Raw genomic sequence first — 19,779 nt, 5'->3', positions numbered from 1 at the left:
AGTCACGCAGCCGGGCGACGGCCGCACTCATGGCCGGCTGACTTAGGTTGATGCGGCGTGCCGCCGCCGTGAGGCCGCGCTCGCTCAGCAGCGCGTCGAGCACGACGAGAAGATTCAGATCGAGCCCTTTGAAACGCATGTCTTCAGCTATCCATAGAGTGAATGCGTTTCATCGAAACAAACGATTTTATCAATTTTTCAGAACGTCGCATAGGGAGAATTCAAGGAAGTCCTAAAGGAAGTTTTTCAATGTTTGCGTTGGCTCCGAGGAGCATTTTCTGGTGTACGCCTTCCGGCGTGCGCCGAACATCAACCGAGATCGCATGTCCATTGCGGCTAGGTTCTTCGGTGACCCGCGCAGCTACATCGCGTCGGCTCGACGCGAGAAGCTCCCCGATGCGTAGGCGCTTACCTCAAAAGATTCCAACAAATACGAGGTCTTTCCATGCACTCTGACGTGCGGTGGAGGTTGTGCTGGGAAAATGAGTTGCAACTGGCCGACCATGTCGAACTCTCCGACTTCTTCCGAAAGACCTATGGACGGACTAACGCCTCCAACGCGAAGCCGTTCGAAGGCGGCCGTAGTTGGGCCGGTGCGAGACCGGAAGTCCGCGCAATCGGCTACGACGCTCACGGCATAGCGGCTCACATTGGCATACTGCGCCGCTTCATCAAGGTTGGCGAGGTCGATCTGTTAGTGGCCGAACTGGGGTTGTACGGGGTGCGTCCGGATCTTGAGGGACTCGGAATCAGCTTTTCAATGCGCTTTGTGTATCCAGTGCTGCAGCAGCTTGGGGTTCCATTCGCTTTCGGCACGGTTCGGCACGCGCTGCGGAACCATGTTGAGAGGTTCTGCCGAGGCGGTCTGGCGACCATGTTGTCGGGCATTCCCGTGCGCTCGACCCATCCAGAAGTGTATCCCGACCTGCCGCCCACCCGCCTGGAGGATGTGCTCGTCTTGGTTACGCCGATTGGACGCCCGATGAGCGAGTGGCCGTCCGGCACCCTGATTGATCGGAACGGTCCGGAGCTATGAAACATCTGGACTACATAAGCGAAATGCCGAGTGAATGGGCTAGCACCGGCCGTCGCAGCGTTTATCTGACGTTTGACGACGGTCCCAATCCATTTTTCACACCGCAGATCCTCGATGTGCTGGCGCAACATCGGGTGCCGGCGACGTTCTTCGTCATCGGCACCTACGCCGTAGAGCACCCGGATCTAATCCAACGAATGATCGCAGAAGGGCACGAGGTGGGCAACCACACGATGACTCATCCGGATCTGTGCAAATGCAGCTTCGGCGAAGTGCGCCGTGAAATCTTTGAAGCGAACGGCGCCATCATGATGGCGTGTCCACAGGCCTCGGTACGCTTCATTCGCGCGCCCTACGGCGCCTGGAGCGAAGAAGTGTTCACAGCGTCAGAGATCGCCGGGCTGGCGGCGCTTCATTGGTCTGTAGACCCGCGAGACTGGTCTCGCCCCGGCACCGACGCGATTGTCGATGCAGTGCTCGCCTCTGTCCGGCCGGGTGCAATCGTGCTCCTGCACGACGGTTGCCCGCCCGACGAGTTGAGACCGAGCACTCAAGCCAGACTGCGCGACCAGACCGCCAAGGCGCTGTCCCAGCTGATTCCGGCACTAAACGCCTGCGGATATGAAATTCGCGCCCTTCCACAACATCACTGAAAATTGCGAGATCCTATGGACCTGCTTGCCACAGCCAGTACTGTCGCCGTCTCGTGCTATGCACTGCTCTCGGCTGCTTATAAAAGCATGCAGATGGCTTATGCTTTGCCGATGGACCGTTCTCCGGTGTCGGATGAATTGGTCGGTTTCGACCCTCTGCCGAGCGTGGATGTCATCGTCCCCTCCTTCAACGAGGATCCGAGCGCGCTCTCGGCGTGCCTGGCGTCCATTGCAAGCCAACAATATGCCGGAAAACTGCGGGTCTATGTGGTTGATGACGGTTCTGCAAATCGCGACGTTGTCGTACCGGTACACGGTGCCTTTGCGGGCGACCCGAGATTCAACTTCATTTTGCTCGACAAGAATGTTGGCAAACGCAAAGCGCAGATCGTCGCGATACGCCGCTCATCTGGAGATTTGGTGCTCAACGTCGACTCGGACACGACACTCGCGTCCGACGTCGTCGCAAAGCTTGCACTGAAGATGCAGGATCCAGCCGTCGGCGCGGCCATGGGCCAGTTGGTGGCCAGCAACCGGGGCGACACCTGGCTGACCCGGTTGATCGATATGGAGTACTGGCTGGCCTGCAATGAGGAGCGAGCGGCACAGGCTCGCTTTGGTGCCGTTATGTGCTGCTGCGGCCCATGTGCGATGTACCGTCGTTCCGCACTCCTTTTGCTGCTGGATCAGTACGAGACGCAACTGTTTCGGGGGAAGCCAAGCGACTTCGGTGAGGATCGCCATCTCACGATCCTCATGCTGAAAGCAGGCCTTCGAACCGAATACGTTCCCGACGCCATCGCCGCAACGATCGTTCCGGATCGGCTAGGGCCGTATCTGCGCCAACAACTCCGCTGGGCGCGGAGCACATTTCGGGACACGTTGCTTGCGCTGCGCCTATTGCCAAGCCTCGATCGCTATCTAACGCTGGATGTGGTCGGACAGAATCTCGGCCCCCTGTTGCTCGCCCTGTCGGTACTGGCTGGACTCGCGCAGTTCGTACTGACAGCCACAGTGCCTTGGTCGGCAGTCGTGATGATTGCATCCATGACCATCATTCGGTGCAGCGTGGCAGCGTTTCGTGCCCGCCAACTTCGATTTCTCGGTTTTTCTCTACACACATTCATCAACGTCTTTCTCTTACTCCCCCTGAAAGCCTATGCGTTGTGCACATTGAGCAACAGCGATTGGTTGTCGCGCAAGGCGGCCACCCTACCCAATGGAGGGGAAAAGCAGATCCTCATCAAAAACCCGATCGCCGGACCAAACGTTACAGGAGGTTCGGAAGTTGCTCACTCAATTCGCAGGACGGATCTTTCGCGCGGTTCTTCAAGGTTGGTGGAGTCTGAGAGCGTTTTCAGTGGCGAGTGATAGTGTACTGCGTAGGGCACAAGTCGTGACCGGACAATATTTCAATTGTTAGAACGGGAAGTGGCCGCAGACGATCCGTGGCGGCTCGTCTGCAATCCGTAGAGCGGGAGCGTCTCATACAAATGCTCCGGCTGTCGCTTTCCCAAGGGCCGTCACAGCGAAGGCCTGTCCAGAACGCTCGCAAGTGAGCTCCTGCCGGCTGAACGGCTCCTTTCAGCAGAGATGAACGCATGTCCAACGTAGCAATCGACCTTAACGGCGTGACGAAGTCATTTGGCAATAAGGTCATTGTGAACGAGCTGTCGTTCACCGTTGCGTCGGGAGAGTGTTTCGGCCTGCTGGGGCCGAACGGTGCGGGCAAAAGCACGATTGCGCGTATGGTCCTCGGCATGACACGGCCTGACGCCGGTAAGATCACGGTGCTCGGAGTGCCAGTGCCGGCACGGGCTCGCTTGGCACGCGAGGGCATCGGCGTGGTTCCGCAGTTCGACAACCTTGACCTGGAATTCACGGTACGCGAGAACCTGTTGGTGTTCGGCCGCTACTTCGGCATGAGCACACGCAAGATCAAAGCGGTCATCCCATCGCTCCTGGAGTTCGCCCGCCTTGAGAGCAAGGCGGATGCACGTGTCGCCGAACTATCGGGCGGCATGAAGCGGCGCCTGACGCTGGCACGTGCGCTGATCAACGATCCCCTGCTACTCGTAATGGACGAGCCGACTACGGGCCTCGACCCGCACGCGCGACACCTGATCTGGGAGCGCCTGCGGTTCCTGCTGGCGCGCGGCAAGACGATCATTTTGACGACCCACTTTATGGAAGAGGCTGAGCGGTTGTGCGATCGGCTGTGCGTTCTCGAGCATGGACGCAACATTGCGGAAGGCAGCCCTCATGCCCTGATTGACGAACATATCGGGTGCCAAGTCATCGAGATCTTCGGCGGCAATCCACAGGAGCTGAGTTCGCTGATCAGGCCATACGTTCAGCGCATCGAGGTGAGCGGCGAGACGCTCTTTTGCTATGCGCCCGATCCGGAGCAGGTGCGCGTGCAACTGCACGGGCGCGCCGGTCTGCGTCTTCTGGAGCGTCCACCTAATCTGGAGGACGTTTTCTTGCGGCTGACCGGACGCGAGATGGAGAAGTGAACGATGGGTGAAGATTTTGCGGCGGCTCTACCCGCCAACGCGTGGAACTGGATTGCGGTGTGGCGCCGCAACTATCTGTCGTGGAAGAAGATCGCACTTGCGTCAATGCTCGGTAACCTCGCCGATCCTTTGATCTATCTTTTCGGACTTGGTACTGGCCTCGGAATGATGGTAGGTCGGGTTGAAGATGCGTCCTACGTTGCTTTTTTGGCAGCCGGTATGGTCGCGACGAGCGCCATGACCGCGTCGACCTTCGAAACAATTTATGCGGCTTACCCTCGCATGCACCATCAGCGCATCTGGGAAGCAATCCTGTACACACAACTTACTCTCGGCGATATCGTTCTCGGTGAATTGGCGTGGGCAGCCACCAAGGGCTTTTTGGCCGGCACGGCAATTGCGATCGTCGCCGCCGTGGTGGGCTATGCGGCGTGGCCGTCCCTGCTATATGTGCTACCAGCCATCGCGCTCACTGGGTTCGCCTTTGCGAGCCTGGCGATGGTAGTCACCGCGCTTGCGCCCAGTTACCACTATTTTGTATTCTACCAGTCGCTCGTCCTCACACCCATGCTGTTCCTGTCAGGCGCGGTCTTCCCGGTCACGCAATTGTCAGGTCCCTTTCAGCAGGCAGCGCACTTTTTGCCGCTGGCACATTCGATCGACCTTATTCGTCCGGAAATGCTTGATCGCCCGGCTGGCGGCATCGCCCTGCATATCGGTGCGCTTTGCCTGTACGCGGTGTTGCCGTTCTTCCTCTCGATGGTGCTGCTTCGCCGGCGCCTGATGCGTTGAGATAACTTCCGAGAGAAGGAGATCCGTGATGCAGTGCCACGAAATTCACGCGGAGGCGCATGATCATCCGGCCATAGTTGGCCATTCGCTGCAAGCACCTCAAAGACGCTATCTCCGTGTTGCAGCTGACGTACGACATTTCCAGCAGGAAAGTCAGCCTGTCACGGGAGGTTCGATGTCTCCCAATCAAGATCTCAGATTATGGGACGCCGGAATGACCATGGGCTGATCTCATCAGCTGATTCAGACGAACCCTACGAGAATTGCTAGAGGCGGTGATATCTGACTGGCGTTCGCAGGGGCGAGCGGCATTGCAGCCCGGTCAGGTCGAACGGTCTTGAGACAGGCCAATTTGACTTTCTTGTCACGATAAATGGAGAACGAGATGCTAGGACCGCGATCACTGATGATTGGATCTGGCGAGGATCGGTTCGTTGTTTCGCGACGGCGTACCGGTTTTGGTGATTGCTTGTGGTCTCTGGCAGCAGCTTGGTCCTACGCTAAGCGGACGGGGCGGACGCTAGCCATAGATTGGCGTGGCTCCTGTTATCTCGATCAACCCTTCACCAATGCCTTTCCGGTGTTCTTCGAGCCGATTCAAGACATCGCTGGCGTACCGGTTATTTGCGATGACCAGGTCAACCAGCTCTCATTCCCTGGGCCTTTCTTTCCGCCGTGGTGGAATAGGCCATCGATCGACTGCGTTTGCCGCCCAGATGAACAGATTTTCCGAGAACGTGACGAGCTGAGAGAGCTTTTCGAGGGCCAAGATGATACTGAAGCCAACACAGTAGTGTGTGATGCTTGCTTGATGTGGCGTTGCGATATGGGTGCCGAACGACAGATTTTTCGGAGTATCAAACCGAGGCCTGAAATTGAAGCTCGGATTGACGCCATCTACCAGGAGCACTTTAAGGAGCACAGCATAATCGGGGTGCATGTCCGGCACGGCAACGGCGAAGATATAATGGAGCACGCTCCCTACTGGGCTGATCCGGAACTCGCCTTCCGGCAGGTATGCACGGCCATTCGTAAGGCTAAAGCGCTATCGCATCCAAAACCTGTGAGGGTGTTCTTGTGTACTGACAGTGAGCAGGTGCGTCATGACTTGTCGGGCGAGTTTTCCGATCTTTTCACAATTCCAAAACACTTCCAGGCGGATCGGGCCGGGCCATTACACAGCGCAGCACTGGGCGTTGACGGCGGTTTTTCTGCTCTCGTCGAGATGTACCTCCTCGGGCGATGCGATACCGTGGTCCGCTTCCCGCCGACTAGCGCCTTCTCGCGCTATGCCCGCCTCGTCGTGCCACGGATTATTGAATTCGATTTGAACGATCCGGGTGGTTTGAGCTTTATTGACAACTCGCCCGAAGATCTCCCGACTTTGTGAAAGTCCTGGCACCCTCGTGAATCTGGTCCTGACGGGTGGACGCCCCTATCCTGCGCCATTCAAATCTGGCATCGCCGCCGCGAGAGGTGCGTGAAGCCCCATATACCGGCGAACGGCCCGGTTCGCCCCAAATTAGGCCGCTAGCACACGCCAGGGACGTCATCGTCGGCATATTGCGGACGGCGACCGGTGTGGGACCGCGCGCGACCTGCCACGACGTTGAAGGCGGCCGGACTCCGGGTTCAGGGCGCCGACCGGCGCGGCCGGGAACGCACCATGTTCGCATTGGCTCGCCCTATCCAAATTCAGGGCGGAGGCGCCACCCGCCAAGTCCACTGCATGACGCAGATGATCTGAAACGCGCTCAGCTGCCTGCCTGTCCCCAGCCCGGCGAAATCCCCCGGGATGGGGTTCCGGGCAATGCCGTGGTCAGGCCTGTCGCCGACCCGAGTCGAGCGCGCTTATGAGATCGACACATCGATATTGCGCCGAACGAACATCACGGTTGGCAGTTTGTGCAGGAGCCCTGGGCCATCTCACAGGAAGGCTCCGGCGTAAAAATGCGCAGCGCGACTCGGGAATCTCCACGCCCCCCCTGACGCGTCGGATCCTCAGATCCGAATTGCCCGGACGACCAGCGTCCGCCCGCCGCCAGGGAGGTCCGCAACTGCTAAGCAGAGAGGCGACGTGCACCTGAACGCATCCATCCCGTAAATGTGTTCTATCAATGCAAACGATTACTCTGATGATCCGATAAAGAATATGAAGGCTCGCCAGCTGGCGTGGTGGGCCGCATCATAAGGAGTATTTGCGATGGCAAAAATTATCGAGGGTGGCCCGCGTTCCGAAACGCTCCTCGGCACCGAGATTGAGGATTGGATGGCGGGTTACGAGGGCAATGACTGGCTTGACGGCCGTGGCGGCAATGACGAAATCTCGGCTGGCGAGGGTAGTGACCAAGCCATAGGCGGCGAGGGCAACGACCGCATTTTCGGGGACGGCGGCATGGACCATCTCTCCGGCGACAACGGCCGCTACGAACCACGCATCGTCGGCGAGGACAATGACAGGCTCGACGGCGGTCCCGGCGAGGACGTCCTCTACGTGGGTGACGGCGCAGACACTCTGATCGGGGGCGCCGACAATGACACGTTCCTGTTCCAGTTCCACAATCCGATGTCTGGCTCCGACCCGAGGTACGGGTCGGAGTCGGACATCAGCACTATCGTCGATTTCAACCGGACGGAGGATAAGTTCGCCTTCGATGCGGTGGGCCTCGACAACGACGGTTTTGGCGCGAACTTCGTCAATAACGCCAGCGTACAGTCTGGGTCCCCGGTGAGCAGCTTCTACAGCGGTGCGGCCTCGGGTGCAAACGGCGAGCACGTCGTGGTGATCACCGACCAACCTTTCACCTCTGCCTCTGCCGCCGCAAGTGCGATCTCCGGCGAGGCCGCCGGCGACATCATCGTCTACCACTACAACGACGGCATCAACAGAATCGCGAATTTGGCCTATGTCACCTCCGAGAACAACGCGCATGAGTTCGTTCACCTGAGCGGTGTGAACACCTTGGCCGACCTGGCCAACCTGGGCCTGACCGCGTCGGACTTCACCTTCGTTTGATCCGGAAAACCCGTACGGAACCCGCGCCCCGCCACCCCCGGCGGGCGCTTTCCTTTTCCGCTACTTGCGGCTGGCCGTGGTGCCCGGGAGCCGGCGCAGCGTGCAAGATTGATGAAGCCCTGCGCGTCGCGCTGGTCGTACACCGAATCCTCCCTGAAGGTTCGAGGCGGTAAGGCTGTTCGGGCTCTTTCGGCCGGCGACGATGACGTTGCCCTTCCAATGCTTCAGCCGGACGGTGTTGTTGACCCGCTCCATCAAATGCCGGGTTAACATAGTCGGCGGGAGCACTGATCCTGAATCAGCGAGCGGATGCGATCGGTGTCGTAGGCCCGTTCGGCGAGCACTATCCGGTGCTGGATCGCCAGATCCTCACAATGCTTGTTAACGGAGGCCCTCCCTGAGTAACCATTCCTTGAACATTTCAGCTTTGAGACCCTTCCCTCTGACTTCCACTATTTGGGGAGTTTTATTGATCAGTGGTGTGGTCAACCTGCTTGCGCTGACCTCGCCGCTGTTCATGCTGCAGGTCTACGACCGCGTTCTGGCAAGTGGCAGCGTACCGACGCTAGTGGGACTCGTCGTGCTTGCTGCGGGGCTTTTTGCGTTCCAATGCATACTCGACATTCTGCGCGCCCGCGTGCTGCTCCGGATCAGCGAGCGTTTCGATGGACAGTTTTCCGGACGCGTTCACGATGCTATCGTTCGCCTTCCGCTTTCAACGCGCATGCCGGGCGACGGCTTGCAGCCGCTTCGCGATCTCGACAATGTTCGCGGATTCCTAGGTGGAAACGGTCCGACCGCCTTCTTCGATCTGCCATGGATGCTGCTTTATCTCGGCATTTGCTTCCTCTTTCATTTCTGGATCGGCATGACGGCGCTTATTGGGGCGATCGTCCTCATATCTCTGACATTTCTTACCAACGGTCTCTCGCAGCGGCCGATACGCGATACCATTGCCCACAACATGGTCCGCAATGGCCTACTGGAAGCAGCACGCCGCAATGCCGAGGTCGTGCAAGCTCTCGGTCTCGGAAAGCGGATCGCTGCCCGATGGCACAAGGCCAATGCCGAGTATCTGGGCGCCAATCGGAAAGCCGGGGACGTCGCAGGTGGGCTCGGTGGCATTTCAAAGTCGCTGCGCGTGATGCTGCAATCGGCCATTCTTGCCGTCGGCGCTTACCTTGTCATCAGGCAGGAGGCTACGGCCGGGGTCATGATTGCCAGCTCGATCATGATGGGGCGTGCCCTGGCTCCGGTCGATCTGGCCATTTCAAGCTGGAAACCCTTCCTCATGGCGCGCCAGAGTTGGGCGCGGCTGGAGGACCTCCTGGCAAAGATCCCTGAAACCGCTCCTGTTATGCCAATGCCTGCACCTGAACGCGAACTGCGCGTCGAAGGCGTGACAATCGTTCCGCCCGGCGAAAGGAAGCCGACCGTGACCGGCCTTGCGTTTGCCGTTCAGGCGGGAAGCGCACTCGGGGTCATCGGTGCATCGGGTTCCGGCAAGTCGACACTCTCGCGCGCCATCGTCGGCGCATGGGCGCCGGCCGCCGGAAAGGTTCGCATCGACAGCGCAAGCCTAGATCAATGGGACCGGGAAGCACTAGGCCGTCATGTCGGCTATCTGCCGCAAGGCGTTGAACTGTTCGACGGCACCATTGCCGAAAACATCGCTCGTTTTGAGGATAATCCTGACCCTGAGGCTATTGTCGCCGCGGCGAAGGCAGCGGGCACGCACGAACTGATCCTCCGATTTGAGCACGGTTACGAAACTCGGATCGGTGAGGCCGGATCGGCACTTTCCGCCGGGCAGCGTCAGCGTATCGGTCTTGCCCGTGCTCTTTATCGCGACCCTTTCCTTGTTGTGCTTGATGAACCCAATGCCAATCTTGATGCGGAAGGCGAGGCCGCCGTCGTTGAGGCGATCGCCTCCGTCCGCCAGCGTAGGGGCGTTGCGGTTGTCGTCGCCCATCGGCCGAGTGCCATCCGCGCCGTGGATTACGTGTTGATGATGGAAGGTGGGCGGCAGAGAGCCTTTGGTCCGCGTGATGAAGTGCTTCCCAAGGTCCTGAAGGCTGCAGCGATGGCACCAGGCGCCGGGGTCAAGGCCAACGGGTCTACACAGGATAACGTGCGAGAGTGCGCTGACATGGAGGATCCCGATGTCCGGCATCGATCAGAACAATGACGTTTCCAGCTCCATTCGCCGGCACCTGTCGGCGGGCCTACTGGCGAGCGTGATCTTTGTCGGGGGAGCCGGAGGCTGGGCGGCCGTCACGAATCTCTCCGGTGCGGTTGTCGCGTCCGGACACTTTGTCGTCGATTCCTATGTGAAGAAGGTGCAGCACCCAACCGGCGGGGTTGTGGGAGAAATCCTGGTGGGCGAAGGCGACAAGGTAAAAGCCGGCGACATCGTCATGCGGCTCGATGCCACCCAGACGCGCGCCAATCTCGCCATCGTCACCAAGCGGCTCGATGAGCTAGCCGCCCGGCTAGCACGGCTCGAAGCTGAGCGTGACGATCTGGCGGAGATCGCCTTCCCGGGCTGGCTGCTCGCCCGCAGAGATGTTCCGGACGTAGCTTCGGCAATACATAGTGAGACGCGGCTGTTCGAATTCCGCAGACGGTCCCGTGAAGGAAGGCAGGCCCAGCTAGCGGAGCGCATTACCCAATATGAGCACGAGATGGAGGGACTCAAGGCGCAGGAGATTGCCTATGAGGAAGGCATCGAGATTCTCCAAAAGGAAATTGCTGCCCTGAGTGGGCTGCGCGAACAAGGAATTGTCTCGGACCAACGCTTGAACAGCCTGAAGACGCAGGTTGTCACTTTCGGCGGCGAACGCGGTGAGAAGATTGCCTATCAGGCACAGTCGGCAGGCCGCATAACCGAAACGCGCCTGCAGATCCTGCAGATCGATCAGGATCTCAAGACGGAAGTTGGCCAGGAGCTTAGAGAGGTTCAGGCGCAGGTTGGGGAATATGTCGAGCGCAAGGTGGCGGCTGAAGACGAACTGCGACGGATCGATATTGTCGCGCCGCAATCCGGTATCGTTCAACAACTCGCAGTTCATACGGTCGGCGGAGTGATCACGCCCGCCGATCCGATTATGCTAATTGTGCCAGAAGACGACGATCTCGCGCTGGAAGTACGGATCACCCCCAAGGACATCGATCAAATCCAGCTTGGTCACAAGGCCGTGCTGCGGATGTCAGCCTTCAATCTGAGAACCACGCCCGAATTGAACGGATATGTCAGCCGGATCGCAGCCGATCTGGCGACGGACGAAAAAACCGGCATTTCCTATTATCTGGTGCGCATATCGGTCCCGCATGCGGAACTGACAAAGCTCAAGGACCTGACGCTCGTGCCTGGCATGCCGGCCGAAGCAATGGTCCAGACGGGTGAGCGTACGGCGCTTTCCTATCTTGTGAAGCCGCTATCCGACCAAATCAGTCGGGCATTCCGGGAGGAATAGAATATTAGACCTTTTCGCTGGTGAAGTCTTATATTTTGCGAAGAATTGGAATGGCAAGTATAAAGCAGAGAATCCCGTAATGTCGTCCCCGTACTTCAGCGACAAAGGGAGGTTTTCTTAATCCGTTTCTTCTCGCAGAGGCTCCAAACCTCCTCGTCGCGCTAGCTCTGCAACTTCGGCGACAGCTATAGAGAGCGTTCTCGCAACGCTGAAATACCACTGATGCTGTCCGTCGAATGGGTGACGCTTTAGCTCAGACGGATCTCGACGCCTGCCGCGCAAGTCGAAACGCTCAGCAACTTTGCCGCAAGCGGTCGAATAGCCGCTGATCCCGAAGGCATCGCGCCGCGGGCCTGCAATTCCTGGAGCAATGCAGGAAGCGCCAAGCTCATCAATGACACTGCAAGAGTCGGAAAGACGTGAGCACCCGGCGATCGCTTGAACGCCCCGGCGATCGACTCGTCGTTCTGCGTGTTGGCGGTTAATGCGGATGCGCGCGATTTCCGGTTGGACATGGCCCAACGTCTAACTGAGAGATTGGCCGCGAGGTCCCGCCCTCGAGCATTGCAGTTGCTAACGACAACATTGCTTACTGTGCCGGACCATACAGTGGCCAAAGCCCATGAAGCCGGAGTCGATGTTGCCCTTGCTGTCAATCGCCCTTGGGCGCCTTTGGCGAAGCCGTCGGAATGTCACTTCTGCGGAATGGGTCGAAGTCAGCGTTGCGTTTGCTCACTACACTGGGCCCGGAAGAAATTCGCCCTTAGTCCATCCTCGAAGCGTGATCGGGTCCGCGTAACCGCCACCCGGCGAAGCGTAGTCCTCTCCCGGCCAATCACAGGTGCATGGCTTGCCAAACATCCATCGTGCGGATGCGTTCCATCAATACAATCGATTTTACGAATTATAGAGAATAGCGGATATGAAAACGTCGGCGGGGAGAACAGGTCTACTGAGAATGCGAGCTGCCACTCGCCGACCAGCCAAACTGTCCAACTTCTTCCAAAAGATTCATGGACCGACCGGCGCGGTCGAGGCGGGATCATTCGAAACAAATCGCAGTTGGCTGGCGCTAGCCCCCGGAGTTCCGGTTGATATACCTTCCAGGGATGTCGCGTGTGCAATTGAGGCGTTGAGGGTAAAGTTCGATGGAAATACCTATGCAGGAACCGATCTCTTCATTAAAAGTACATCGGCATATCGTTTCACTACTGCAAAAACCCGATCCCGTCATCTTGGACATCGGCTGCAATGACGGAACCGATACGCGACGTTTTCTCAGGCTTTGCCCGAAGGCTCAGCTCTACTGCTTTGAGCCAGACCCTCGCGCGGCTGCTCGCTTTAAGAAAAACATGAATCCGTACCTGGACAAGGTGAAACTGTTTGAAATCGCGCTCAGCAACCGAAATGGCACGATTGATTTCCATCCAAGCAATGGAGAAGGAAGCGCAAAGGAATGGGACCAATCTGGCTCGATACGCCGACCCAAGAATCATCTTGTCGAACATGCTTGGGTTCGGTTCGATCGCCCCATCTCAGTTGAAACTCGAAGGCTAGACGACTGGTGCAGCGAAGCGAACCTGAACAAGATCGATTTCATCTGGATGGATGTGCAGGGAGCCGAGTCAGATGTCATTGCTGGCGGCAGACAGACCTTGAGCAACACGCGCTTTATCTACACGGAATATAGCGACCACGAGCTCTATGAAGGGCAGCTGTCCCTGCAAGCCATTCTTGATCTTTTGCCTTCGTTCGAATTGGTGACCCGCTATCCACGCGGAGTGGAGGGCGATGTTTTGCTTAGGAATACGAGCCTCTAGACCAGGCCGGTTCTGCTTCTGTCCTGCTGCAGCCCTCCATCCTCATTGGAGATCCACAAGCGGCTGGATTTGGGTGCGAGGATCGCACCGTGAGCGGTCGCAGCATGCTTGATTGGACCGAAGCCTGGTTGCCCTTGCAGATCCGCCGGAAACAGGTTCTGCGAGGCGAGGCAAGGGAATTGGTCCCCGTGAAGGACTCGAATTTTCAGCTTGAGGCCACCTGAACCGCGGCCTTCGCCGAGCTCGGTGAATCGAACGGAATCATGGATGAGCAGCCGCAGGGAATCTTTTCACTGACCAGCCGCAATCGCGAGAGGATGTTGCCACACATGATCGCGACCGCCGCTGCGCTCGAGGTTTGCGACCAGGCACGGGGATTTTGTCCGCTCGGCTGCAGCCAGTCGGCCCTCGATACCATCGCCGGGATCCGCGCAAACATTCGATACTTTGCGCCGACTCTGGCGCGCTCGCCGTGCCCCATAGGGGAGCCGTGCCCCATAGGGGAAATGCACGCCCCCAGAATAATGCGATGCGCCGATGGGTCCAAGGGCTTGTTCAGTCACGATGATTTCGGAGAAGGCTCGGGCCTTCGCCGCAGCGGAGGCGGACATCATTCCTTGGATGCCACCGCCGATGATCAGTAGTCGACGAGTCATATCCCGCTGCCCATTTCTTCGGCCACGGGGTCGGGCCGGCTCTCGATGGAGGTACGGCTGATGAAGCCAGGATGCTCGGGGTTCGCGCATGGCGCGCGCCCCAGAAGGCTGTTGAGGATGCGGCGCGCGCGCCAGGCCAGCAGGCTAAGATTCGGATCGGCGAGCCCGCGCTGCCCAAGGTTCGCGTTCTGTACGAAGATGCGTCTTTCACGCGGTCCGTCCCAGCACACCGAAAAATCCTCGCGAACAGCCAACTCGTTGTCGATCTGTTCCAGCCGGTCCGCTATCGGTTCCAAGAAGCCTGGCACGGCGTTCTCGTAACCGGTGGCCAGGATGACGATGTCGGCCGTGACTTCTTCAACCTCGTCCATGCCGTGCTGCAGGGTCAGCCTGTGACCCGCGCCGGCGTTGATGCAGTGCGAGACGGTGCAGCCCGGCCGCAGTGTGATGTCGCATCGGTTTGGCTCGAGAAATGCGTGGCGGTATAGCGCCTGATAGATCGCGCGCAACGTGGTTTCCGAAATGCCGTCCGAGGCAAGCACGAAACGGCGCAGGAGCAGCTTGCGCTGCGACTCGCTCATCGCCGCGAAACGATCCGAAAAGCAGGGCATGAACAACTCGTTTGTGAACGGGCTGTTGTCGATGGGCAGGTAGTTTTCGCGCTGCGAGACCCAAGTGATCGAGGCAGGCCGCCGTTCTTTCGGCAGGCCGACAAGGTGCAACAGCACCTCGGCTCCCGACTGGCCTGCGCCAACCACGCAGACATGCTTTTTCCGCACCTCAGGATGGATGTGCAGTAAAACAGATGAGTGGAACAGGTTGTGGCCAGTCCAGCCCTGAAACTGAGGCGGAATTTGCGCCTGCTTGCCGATGCCGACCACGACGTTTCTGGCGCCGAGAACCGCGTTATCCGTCCGCACCCGAAACTCACCGTCAAAGCGGATTTCGCGCACCGTCTCGCCGCCACGGACAAGTGGGTTCCTGTGGAAGGCCCAGTTCAGGTATTGCTCGAACTCAGCTCTGAGCACGGCTTCGAACTGCGCGTTCAGGAAGTGGTACAGACGCCCGTTCTCATACAGGTAGTTTACGAAAGTGTAGGCTGATCGCGGGTTCACCAGCGTGACCAGATCCTTGAAGTGGCTGACCTGGAGCTCCGAGGAATCGAATGCGATGCCTGGATGCCAGCGGAAGTCGACCTGCCGATCCAGGAACAGCGCCCCTTGCCCAATTTCTTCGTGTATCTGACACGCAAGACTCAAATTAGACGGCCCGGCTCCGACCCCAACGCAAGAGTACTCCACTTGTCTTGCTCCTATAGGTGTTTCCCAAACCTGCGGCATGTTCGCGGCGAATATCGGCCATAGCCATTGGGCTTACTCCCCCTCGCGGGCATTCTCGAGCCACGGTCCGACCGGATGTGCGAGTAAGCCAAAGGCCTGCGCACCTCTGAGACCGTCGGTCTCAAGGTCGCCGATTTCGGCAGCGGGCGCGGCGTCATCCGGGTCTGGCACGGCACCGTTATGTGATGCTGTCGGGCGCATCTTACGGGGCTACCGGCGGCTGCCCCCACCGTAAGAATGGCTGTTTCCCGGCTGCGACGGAAGCGGCCCTATCCACGTACCGGCCCTGTATTCGGCCTTCCGCTGGCCTGGCGGCACCCGAGAGCGCAGTCTTCACGGCGGCGACGGCATTTTCGGTGAGCATGATCATGGGACGACGTCTCGCTGATGCGTTTGGAGACCCCCGTGCAAAGACCGCGCCAGAGACGAAAACTCTATTAAAGCAATGAGTTAGCGGATTTGCTGTCCAATCGGAAATCCGAAACCGTCGGAAATCCGACATTGATCGGATGGCGGACGCCTCACGGCGGCGCCCCTCCCCCGCTGCCGGGCATACGGCTCACGTACCACGGCGGGTCGACCGAATTAAGCATGGGCGGAGACATAGAGACGGGAAGACGGAACTCGTCGAAGTAGTATGCGCAGGGCTTGTTGGACCGCCGGGTGTCCTGACATGCGCCAGAACCCCGTTGGCGAACCGGCGGCAACCGCTGCACTCACGGCGGCGGACCTCGGCAAGCCGCCGATTGATCGGCGGACTCCGCAAGATCGGCGATCTCGCCGAAGAAGTTCAGCCTGCCCGCTTCATAGGCGGCCTGCAGTTCTTCCAAGAGGAGGCGTCTAAACAGGCGCGACAGGACGCGCACCGGCAGGAAGAAGCCGGGCCGGCAAGAGATACCAGCGCGTGCCGTCAGGGGAGAGACCTCCGCCAGGCACGATGCAATGGAGGTGGGGTTGAGGTTCTGGCCCCAAAGATCGGCGGTGCCGACTCGCCGCAGAATTAATGCAACTCCGGGTGCGAGAAGTCAGCCACCCGGACATGATGGCGCAGCAATCGGACAGTTTGCGGTTCGACTCTCCCCGACTCTCATCCGCGCGGCGGGACGGGAGCCTTCTTACCACGGCCCCACAGAATGAACGCTGAAAGGGCGAGCAGGATGATGTTGAGCGGTACGACCGAGGCTTCACCCCGCGACAAATGAAAGATTATCGCAGCGATTTGCAGCAGCACACAACCAAGTGCAGCCAGGACGGTGAGCCGTGGCTGAATTCGAGTCAGTGCAGGTAAAAGCACGCCAAATCCACCCGCAATGTCGATGAGACCCATAAGGTGAAGGAACCATGGGGGCACAGCGCCGGGCCAGACCCACATTGCCGCCAATTGATCGACGGGCATGAACAGCTTCATGCCACCAAACAGGGTAAAGGACGTGAAAACGAGCAATTGGGCGACCCACAGCCCGGCTCTCAGCAGCTTCCCTGCTGGCTGTGTAGGCGCAAAACTCAAGGTATTTGACATCTGATAACTCCATAAGCCTGAAAAGCACCACCTCTCGGGGCGCAGGCAAGGTAGCCAGCACACATACATCGGGCTGGCGCATTTTTTCCTGCCTGTTGGAGTGATTTTAGATCGCAGCACCACCAAAGAAAGCGATCAAATTTCGGTGTAGTCATTCGAATAAACTGATATAGTCGCTGTACACGGCGATCCGAGCGGAAATGCCCTATGCCGACGATCTGCGGCGCTGGTCCTTGCAGAGGCTTCTGGCCAACAATCGAGGGAAGCGAAAGCATGGATGACTGGGGCTGTGGGGCAGATGCAACCGCACTCGGCATCGGGAATGCTGAATCGCGGGAATCTCGGATCGTCTCTGAAAACGTTCAGATTTTTGGGCATAACTATGGACGCGCTCACCCTCGATCAATTCTTGGTATTCGTCACGATCGTCCAAGAAGGCAGCTTTGCCGCAGCCGCTCGCCGCATGAATCGGGCGCAATCGGCGATCACCTATACAATTCAGAAATTGGAGGAACAGAGCGGGTTTGCTCTTTTTGATCGCTCCGCCTACCGCCCGGTTCTAACGGAAGCGGGCAAAACCTTGTTACCGCGCGCGCGGCGGATTCTTGACGACGTCGCCGATTGGCGGCACCAGGCGCAAGGAATTTCAAAGGGGCTCGAGGCACAACTCACCCTGGCAATTGTGTCCTACGCCCCCGCGACGCTGCTGAGCCATGTGCTTGGGGAATTCACCCGGGCTTTCCCTTTCGTCGAAATTCGTATCTTGACCGAAACCTTCGATGCGGCGGCCAAAGCCTTACGCGATGGAACAGCTGACCTGGGTTTGCTTGCTGAGCGCCAACCTGATGAATTCGAGCGGCGGGTGTGCGGGCGGATCGATCTGGTTCCGGTCGCGGCACCAACGCATCCACTTGGCAAAATTGACGGGCCATTCAGCGCAACGATCCTGCGGGACTACACCCAATTGGTTATTAGCCCAGCCCCCCAAGTTGACAGTGGGCGAGACTATGGCGTGCATGCAGCCAACCGGTGGCGGGTAAACGACCTTCAGACGAAATACGACCTCCTCCTCGCCGGCGTCGGCTGGGGTTCAATGCCACGGTCACGGGTTGAGGGGGATTTTGCCGCCCGACGGTTGATCGAGCTGAGACCAGAAAGCTGGGAGGGCTCTGATGTGATGCCTAGCTTCCCATTGGTTATCGCCTACAGGAAGGAAAAGGCCCTGGGTCCCGCTGGAGCATGGCTGATCGAAAAATTTGCTTCCCATAGATAGTTGCTCGAATTGGAGGTCAGTCCGTGAAAACGAGGCGATGGGGCAACTTCCTCAGCCCTGTTCGGACTTCCGGGCAGCGGCTGCAACCATCGCCTGACCCACGCGCCGGTCGCCTTGGGCGTTCAGCATTTCGCCGGCGTTGCGAATGTCGCGCGGTTCTTTGTTCTGGCTGAGCTTGGCTTTGCCCACTAGACGGGTGATTTCGATCTCCAGCCCGACGATCGCCTTGACCATTGTGTCGATAAAGTCGCGAGGCGCGTCACCCATCTTCCATGGGACAGGGTGGGCCGCCTCATGCCTGCGGGTCAGTCTGGCGACATTGTGACGGACATAGCTCTCGTCGTCACGGACGGTGATCCGTCCGTATGCATGTGCAACGAGGTAGTTCCAGGTCGGCACCTGCCGGTGGAACTCCTGCTTGCTCGGATACCATTGCGGCGAGATATAGGCGTCGGCCGCGCGGAACACGACGAGTGCCTCATCGCCGGTCGACACGTCCTGCCAGACCGGGTTGTCACGGGCGACGTGGCAGTTCAGAGCGCCGTACCTTCCCTGCGCCCGGTCAAGTTCGAAGGGAATATGATTGGCATCGAGCCCGCTCCTGCCATGGGTGATCAATACGCCGAGGGCGCTCGTCTCGATCAGATCGTGGAGAGCCTCTTGGCTGGGTTCGTCGAAATGTGGGGGTACATACATGACGGTTCCTTACTGCCGGCCAGTTTCGCGGTTCATCGGAAAGTGCCTGCTGGCAGGCGTTCCAGCGCTTCGGCGATCTGCCGCTTCGCTGCAGCAGAGAGCGGCAGGATCGGGTGCGGAGGTTCGGCGCGGCAAATGTCGAGCAATTCGGCGAGCACATAGACGACGCGAAGGCTGGAGAACTGCTTGAATAGATCCCAGATTGGCGTCAGTTCGGAATTGAGACGACGTGCCTCCGCGGTATCGTCCGCCTGCGACGCCCTGACAATTTTTATGCAGACCTCGGGCAGGATGCCGCCGAGGACGCTGTACCAGGTGTCGGCTCCGGCGATCATGGCTTCGGTGGCATTCCAGTCGCCGCTGTAGCCAATCGAGAAGCCTTCCGGCACGATGCCTCTCTGTCCGGCCAGATGGCTTCGGATTTCGTCGGTCTTGTCGGTCGGATTCTTGATGGCAACGATACCTGGCACCTTAGCAAGACGGCCGACAAGTGCTGGGGTGAACCGAAAATGTGTCGTCCCCGGGTTATCATAGATGACAATCGGCAGGCCGCCTTCACGCGCCACGATCGAGAAATGTTCGAACACCTCGTCATCGGTAAGCGGGGTGTACGAGACAGCCGCAAGCAACCCTGCGGCAGCGCCGAGGGCCTTGGCGTCCTGCGCAAGCCTTGCCGCCTCGTCGGTGCGCAACGCGCCCACGCCCACCACGACCGGCGTCTGTCCACCGGCTTCGTCCAAAGCTTCGGCAATGGCCCGTCGCCGCTCGCCGCGCGTGAGGTAAATGTAGGTGCCAGTGCTGCCGAGAAGGCCGATGGAATCGACCTTTGCGGCGCAAAGTCGTCTAATCAGCTTGCGCAGGGCCTTGGTATCGATGCGGCCGTCACGGTCACTCGGCGTGATGGGAAATGCGGAAAGCCCGCTCAGGAATGCCATTGCGTTGCTCCAGATTTCTGCATGAGCGCCAGTGTTGGAAGCGAGATGGGA

Annotated in this window: 19 protein-coding genes and 1 pseudogene; 12 read left to right on the top strand and 8 right to left on the bottom strand. The window is 58.9% G+C overall.

Annotated elements, in window-relative coordinates; all coding sequences use genetic code 11:
• Positions 1–139 (bottom strand): LysR family transcriptional regulator (locus IQ26_RS29370; protein ID WP_145721831.1); only part of this gene is annotated, 139 nt, incomplete at its 3' end.
• Positions 140–445: 306 nt separating this feature from the next.
• Here IQ26_RS29370 and IQ26_RS29365 point away from each other — a divergent pair.
• From IQ26_RS29365 to IQ26_RS29320, 9 genes are all read left to right on the top strand, one after another.
• Positions 446–1,036, top strand: a complete 591-nt coding sequence (locus IQ26_RS29365) for a NodA family N-acyltransferase (RefSeq protein ID WP_145721830.1) — start codon at positions 446–448, stop codon at positions 1,034–1,036.
• Complete coding sequence (nodB, locus tag IQ26_RS29360) at positions 1,033–1,689, top strand: chitooligosaccharide deacetylase NodB (protein WP_145721829.1); 657 nt, start codon at positions 1,033–1,035, stop codon at positions 1,687–1,689. Before IQ26_RS29365 ends, nodB begins: the two co-directional genes overlap by 4 nt.
• A 15-nt stretch (positions 1,690–1,704) precedes the next feature.
• Positions 1,705–3,060: a chitooligosaccharide synthase NodC gene (gene nodC / locus IQ26_RS29355; RefSeq protein ID WP_145721828.1), complete on the top strand. Its 1,356-nt coding sequence runs from the start codon at positions 1,705–1,707 to the stop codon at positions 3,058–3,060.
• Positions 3,061–3,290: 230 nt separating this feature from the next.
• Positions 3,291–4,205 carry a nodulation factor ABC transporter ATP-binding protein NodI gene (gene nodI / locus IQ26_RS29350; RefSeq protein ID WP_145721827.1) on the top strand — a complete coding sequence of 305 codons (915 nt, stop codon included), beginning with the start codon at positions 3,291–3,293 and terminating at the stop codon, positions 4,203–4,205.
• 3 nt (positions 4,206–4,208) lie between these two features.
• A complete protein-coding gene (locus tag IQ26_RS29345; RefSeq protein WP_145721826.1) occupies positions 4,209–4,997 on the top strand; it encodes an ABC transporter permease in 789 nt (262 codons plus the stop codon).
• Between the two features lie 373 nt (positions 4,998–5,370).
• On the top strand, positions 5,371–6,387 hold the full coding sequence (locus IQ26_RS29340; RefSeq protein WP_276316449.1) for a nodulation protein NodZ: 1,017 nt from the start codon (positions 5,371–5,373) through the stop codon (positions 6,385–6,387).
• A gap of 813 nt (positions 6,388–7,200) precedes the next feature.
• Positions 7,201–8,013 (top strand): calcium-binding protein, encoded by an 813-nt coding sequence (locus tag IQ26_RS29335; protein ID WP_145721824.1) that lies wholly within the window; start codon positions 7,201–7,203, stop codon positions 8,011–8,013.
• A gap of 412 nt (positions 8,014–8,425) precedes the next feature.
• Positions 8,426–10,201 carry a type I secretion system permease/ATPase gene (locus IQ26_RS29325; RefSeq protein ID WP_240547295.1) on the top strand — a complete coding sequence of 592 codons (1,776 nt, stop codon included), beginning with the start codon at positions 8,426–8,428 and terminating at the stop codon, positions 10,199–10,201.
• Positions 10,176–11,489 (top strand): HlyD family type I secretion periplasmic adaptor subunit, encoded by a 1,314-nt coding sequence (locus tag IQ26_RS29320; protein ID WP_145721822.1) that lies wholly within the window; start codon positions 10,176–10,178, stop codon positions 11,487–11,489. The genes IQ26_RS29325 and IQ26_RS29320 overlap by 26 nt, the downstream gene beginning before the upstream one ends.
• A 248-nt stretch (positions 11,490–11,737) precedes the next feature.
• On the opposite strand, the gene IQ26_RS29315 is transcribed toward IQ26_RS29320, so the two are convergent.
• Positions 11,738–12,004, bottom strand: a complete 267-nt coding sequence (locus IQ26_RS29315; RefSeq protein WP_145721821.1) for a hypothetical protein — start codon at positions 12,002–12,004, stop codon at positions 11,738–11,740.
• A gap of 407 nt (positions 12,005–12,411) precedes the next feature.
• Here IQ26_RS29315 and IQ26_RS41660 point away from each other — a divergent pair, with 407 nt between their 5' ends.
• Together IQ26_RS41660 and IQ26_RS29305 are read left to right on the top strand one after the other, a co-directional pair.
• Entirely contained in the window at positions 12,412–12,744 is a 333-nt protein-coding gene (locus IQ26_RS41660) for a GNAT family protein (RefSeq protein ID WP_145721820.1), read from the top strand.
• Complete coding sequence (locus IQ26_RS29305) at positions 12,662–13,309, top strand: FkbM family methyltransferase (RefSeq protein ID WP_095492525.1); 648 nt, start codon at positions 12,662–12,664, stop codon at positions 13,307–13,309. The genes IQ26_RS41660 and IQ26_RS29305 overlap by 83 nt, the downstream gene beginning before the upstream one ends.
• Before the next feature lie 205 nt (positions 13,310–13,514).
• Here the strand turns inward: IQ26_RS29305 and IQ26_RS39540 are convergent, their stop codons facing one another.
• The 4 genes and pseudogenes from IQ26_RS39540 to IQ26_RS29280 form a co-directional block, all read right to left on the bottom strand.
• Positions 13,515–13,748 carry a hypothetical protein gene (locus IQ26_RS39540; RefSeq protein WP_162458109.1) on the bottom strand — a complete coding sequence of 78 codons (234 nt, stop codon included), beginning with the start codon at positions 13,746–13,748 and terminating at the stop codon, positions 13,515–13,517.
• 213 nt (positions 13,749–13,961) lie between these two features.
• Positions 13,962–15,266: a lysine N(6)-hydroxylase/L-ornithine N(5)-oxygenase family protein gene (locus IQ26_RS29295; protein ID WP_145721817.1), complete on the bottom strand. Its 1,305-nt coding sequence runs from the start codon at positions 15,264–15,266 to the stop codon at positions 13,962–13,964.
• A gap of 794 nt (positions 15,267–16,060) precedes the next feature.
• A pseudogene (locus IQ26_RS39535) lies at positions 16,061–16,259 on the bottom strand (transposase); the annotation flags it as partial.
• A 133-nt stretch (positions 16,260–16,392) separates the two neighbouring features.
• On the bottom strand, positions 16,393–16,824 hold the full coding sequence (locus tag IQ26_RS29280) for a DoxX family protein (RefSeq protein WP_145721816.1): 432 nt from the start codon (positions 16,822–16,824) through the stop codon (positions 16,393–16,395).
• A gap of 382 nt (positions 16,825–17,206) precedes the next feature.
• On the opposite strand from IQ26_RS29280, the gene IQ26_RS29275 reads away from it, so the two are divergent.
• Positions 17,207–18,097: a LysR family transcriptional regulator gene (locus IQ26_RS29275; RefSeq protein ID WP_162458108.1), complete on the top strand. Its 891-nt coding sequence runs from the start codon at positions 17,207–17,209 to the stop codon at positions 18,095–18,097.
• A gap of 51 nt (positions 18,098–18,148) precedes the next feature.
• Here IQ26_RS29275 and IQ26_RS29270 read toward each other — a convergent pair whose 3' ends face one another.
• The gene (locus IQ26_RS29270) at positions 18,149–18,793 is read right to left on the bottom strand and encodes an FMN-binding negative transcriptional regulator (protein ID WP_145721814.1); all 645 of its coding nucleotides are present in this window, start codon (positions 18,791–18,793) and stop codon (positions 18,149–18,151) included.
• Positions 18,794–18,825: 32 nt separating this feature from the next.
• Positions 18,826–19,728: a dihydrodipicolinate synthase family protein gene (locus IQ26_RS29265; protein ID WP_145721813.1), complete on the bottom strand. Its 903-nt coding sequence runs from the start codon at positions 19,726–19,728 to the stop codon at positions 18,826–18,828.
• Between the last annotated feature and the right edge of the window lie 51 nt (positions 19,729–19,779).

Origin of the sequence: Mesorhizobium tianshanense (assembly GCF_007830515.1) — a bacterium.
Taxonomy (GTDB): Bacteria; Pseudomonadota; Alphaproteobacteria; order Rhizobiales; family Rhizobiaceae; genus Mesorhizobium; species Mesorhizobium tianshanense.
This window is presented reverse-complemented; position numbering and strand designations above follow the sequence as displayed.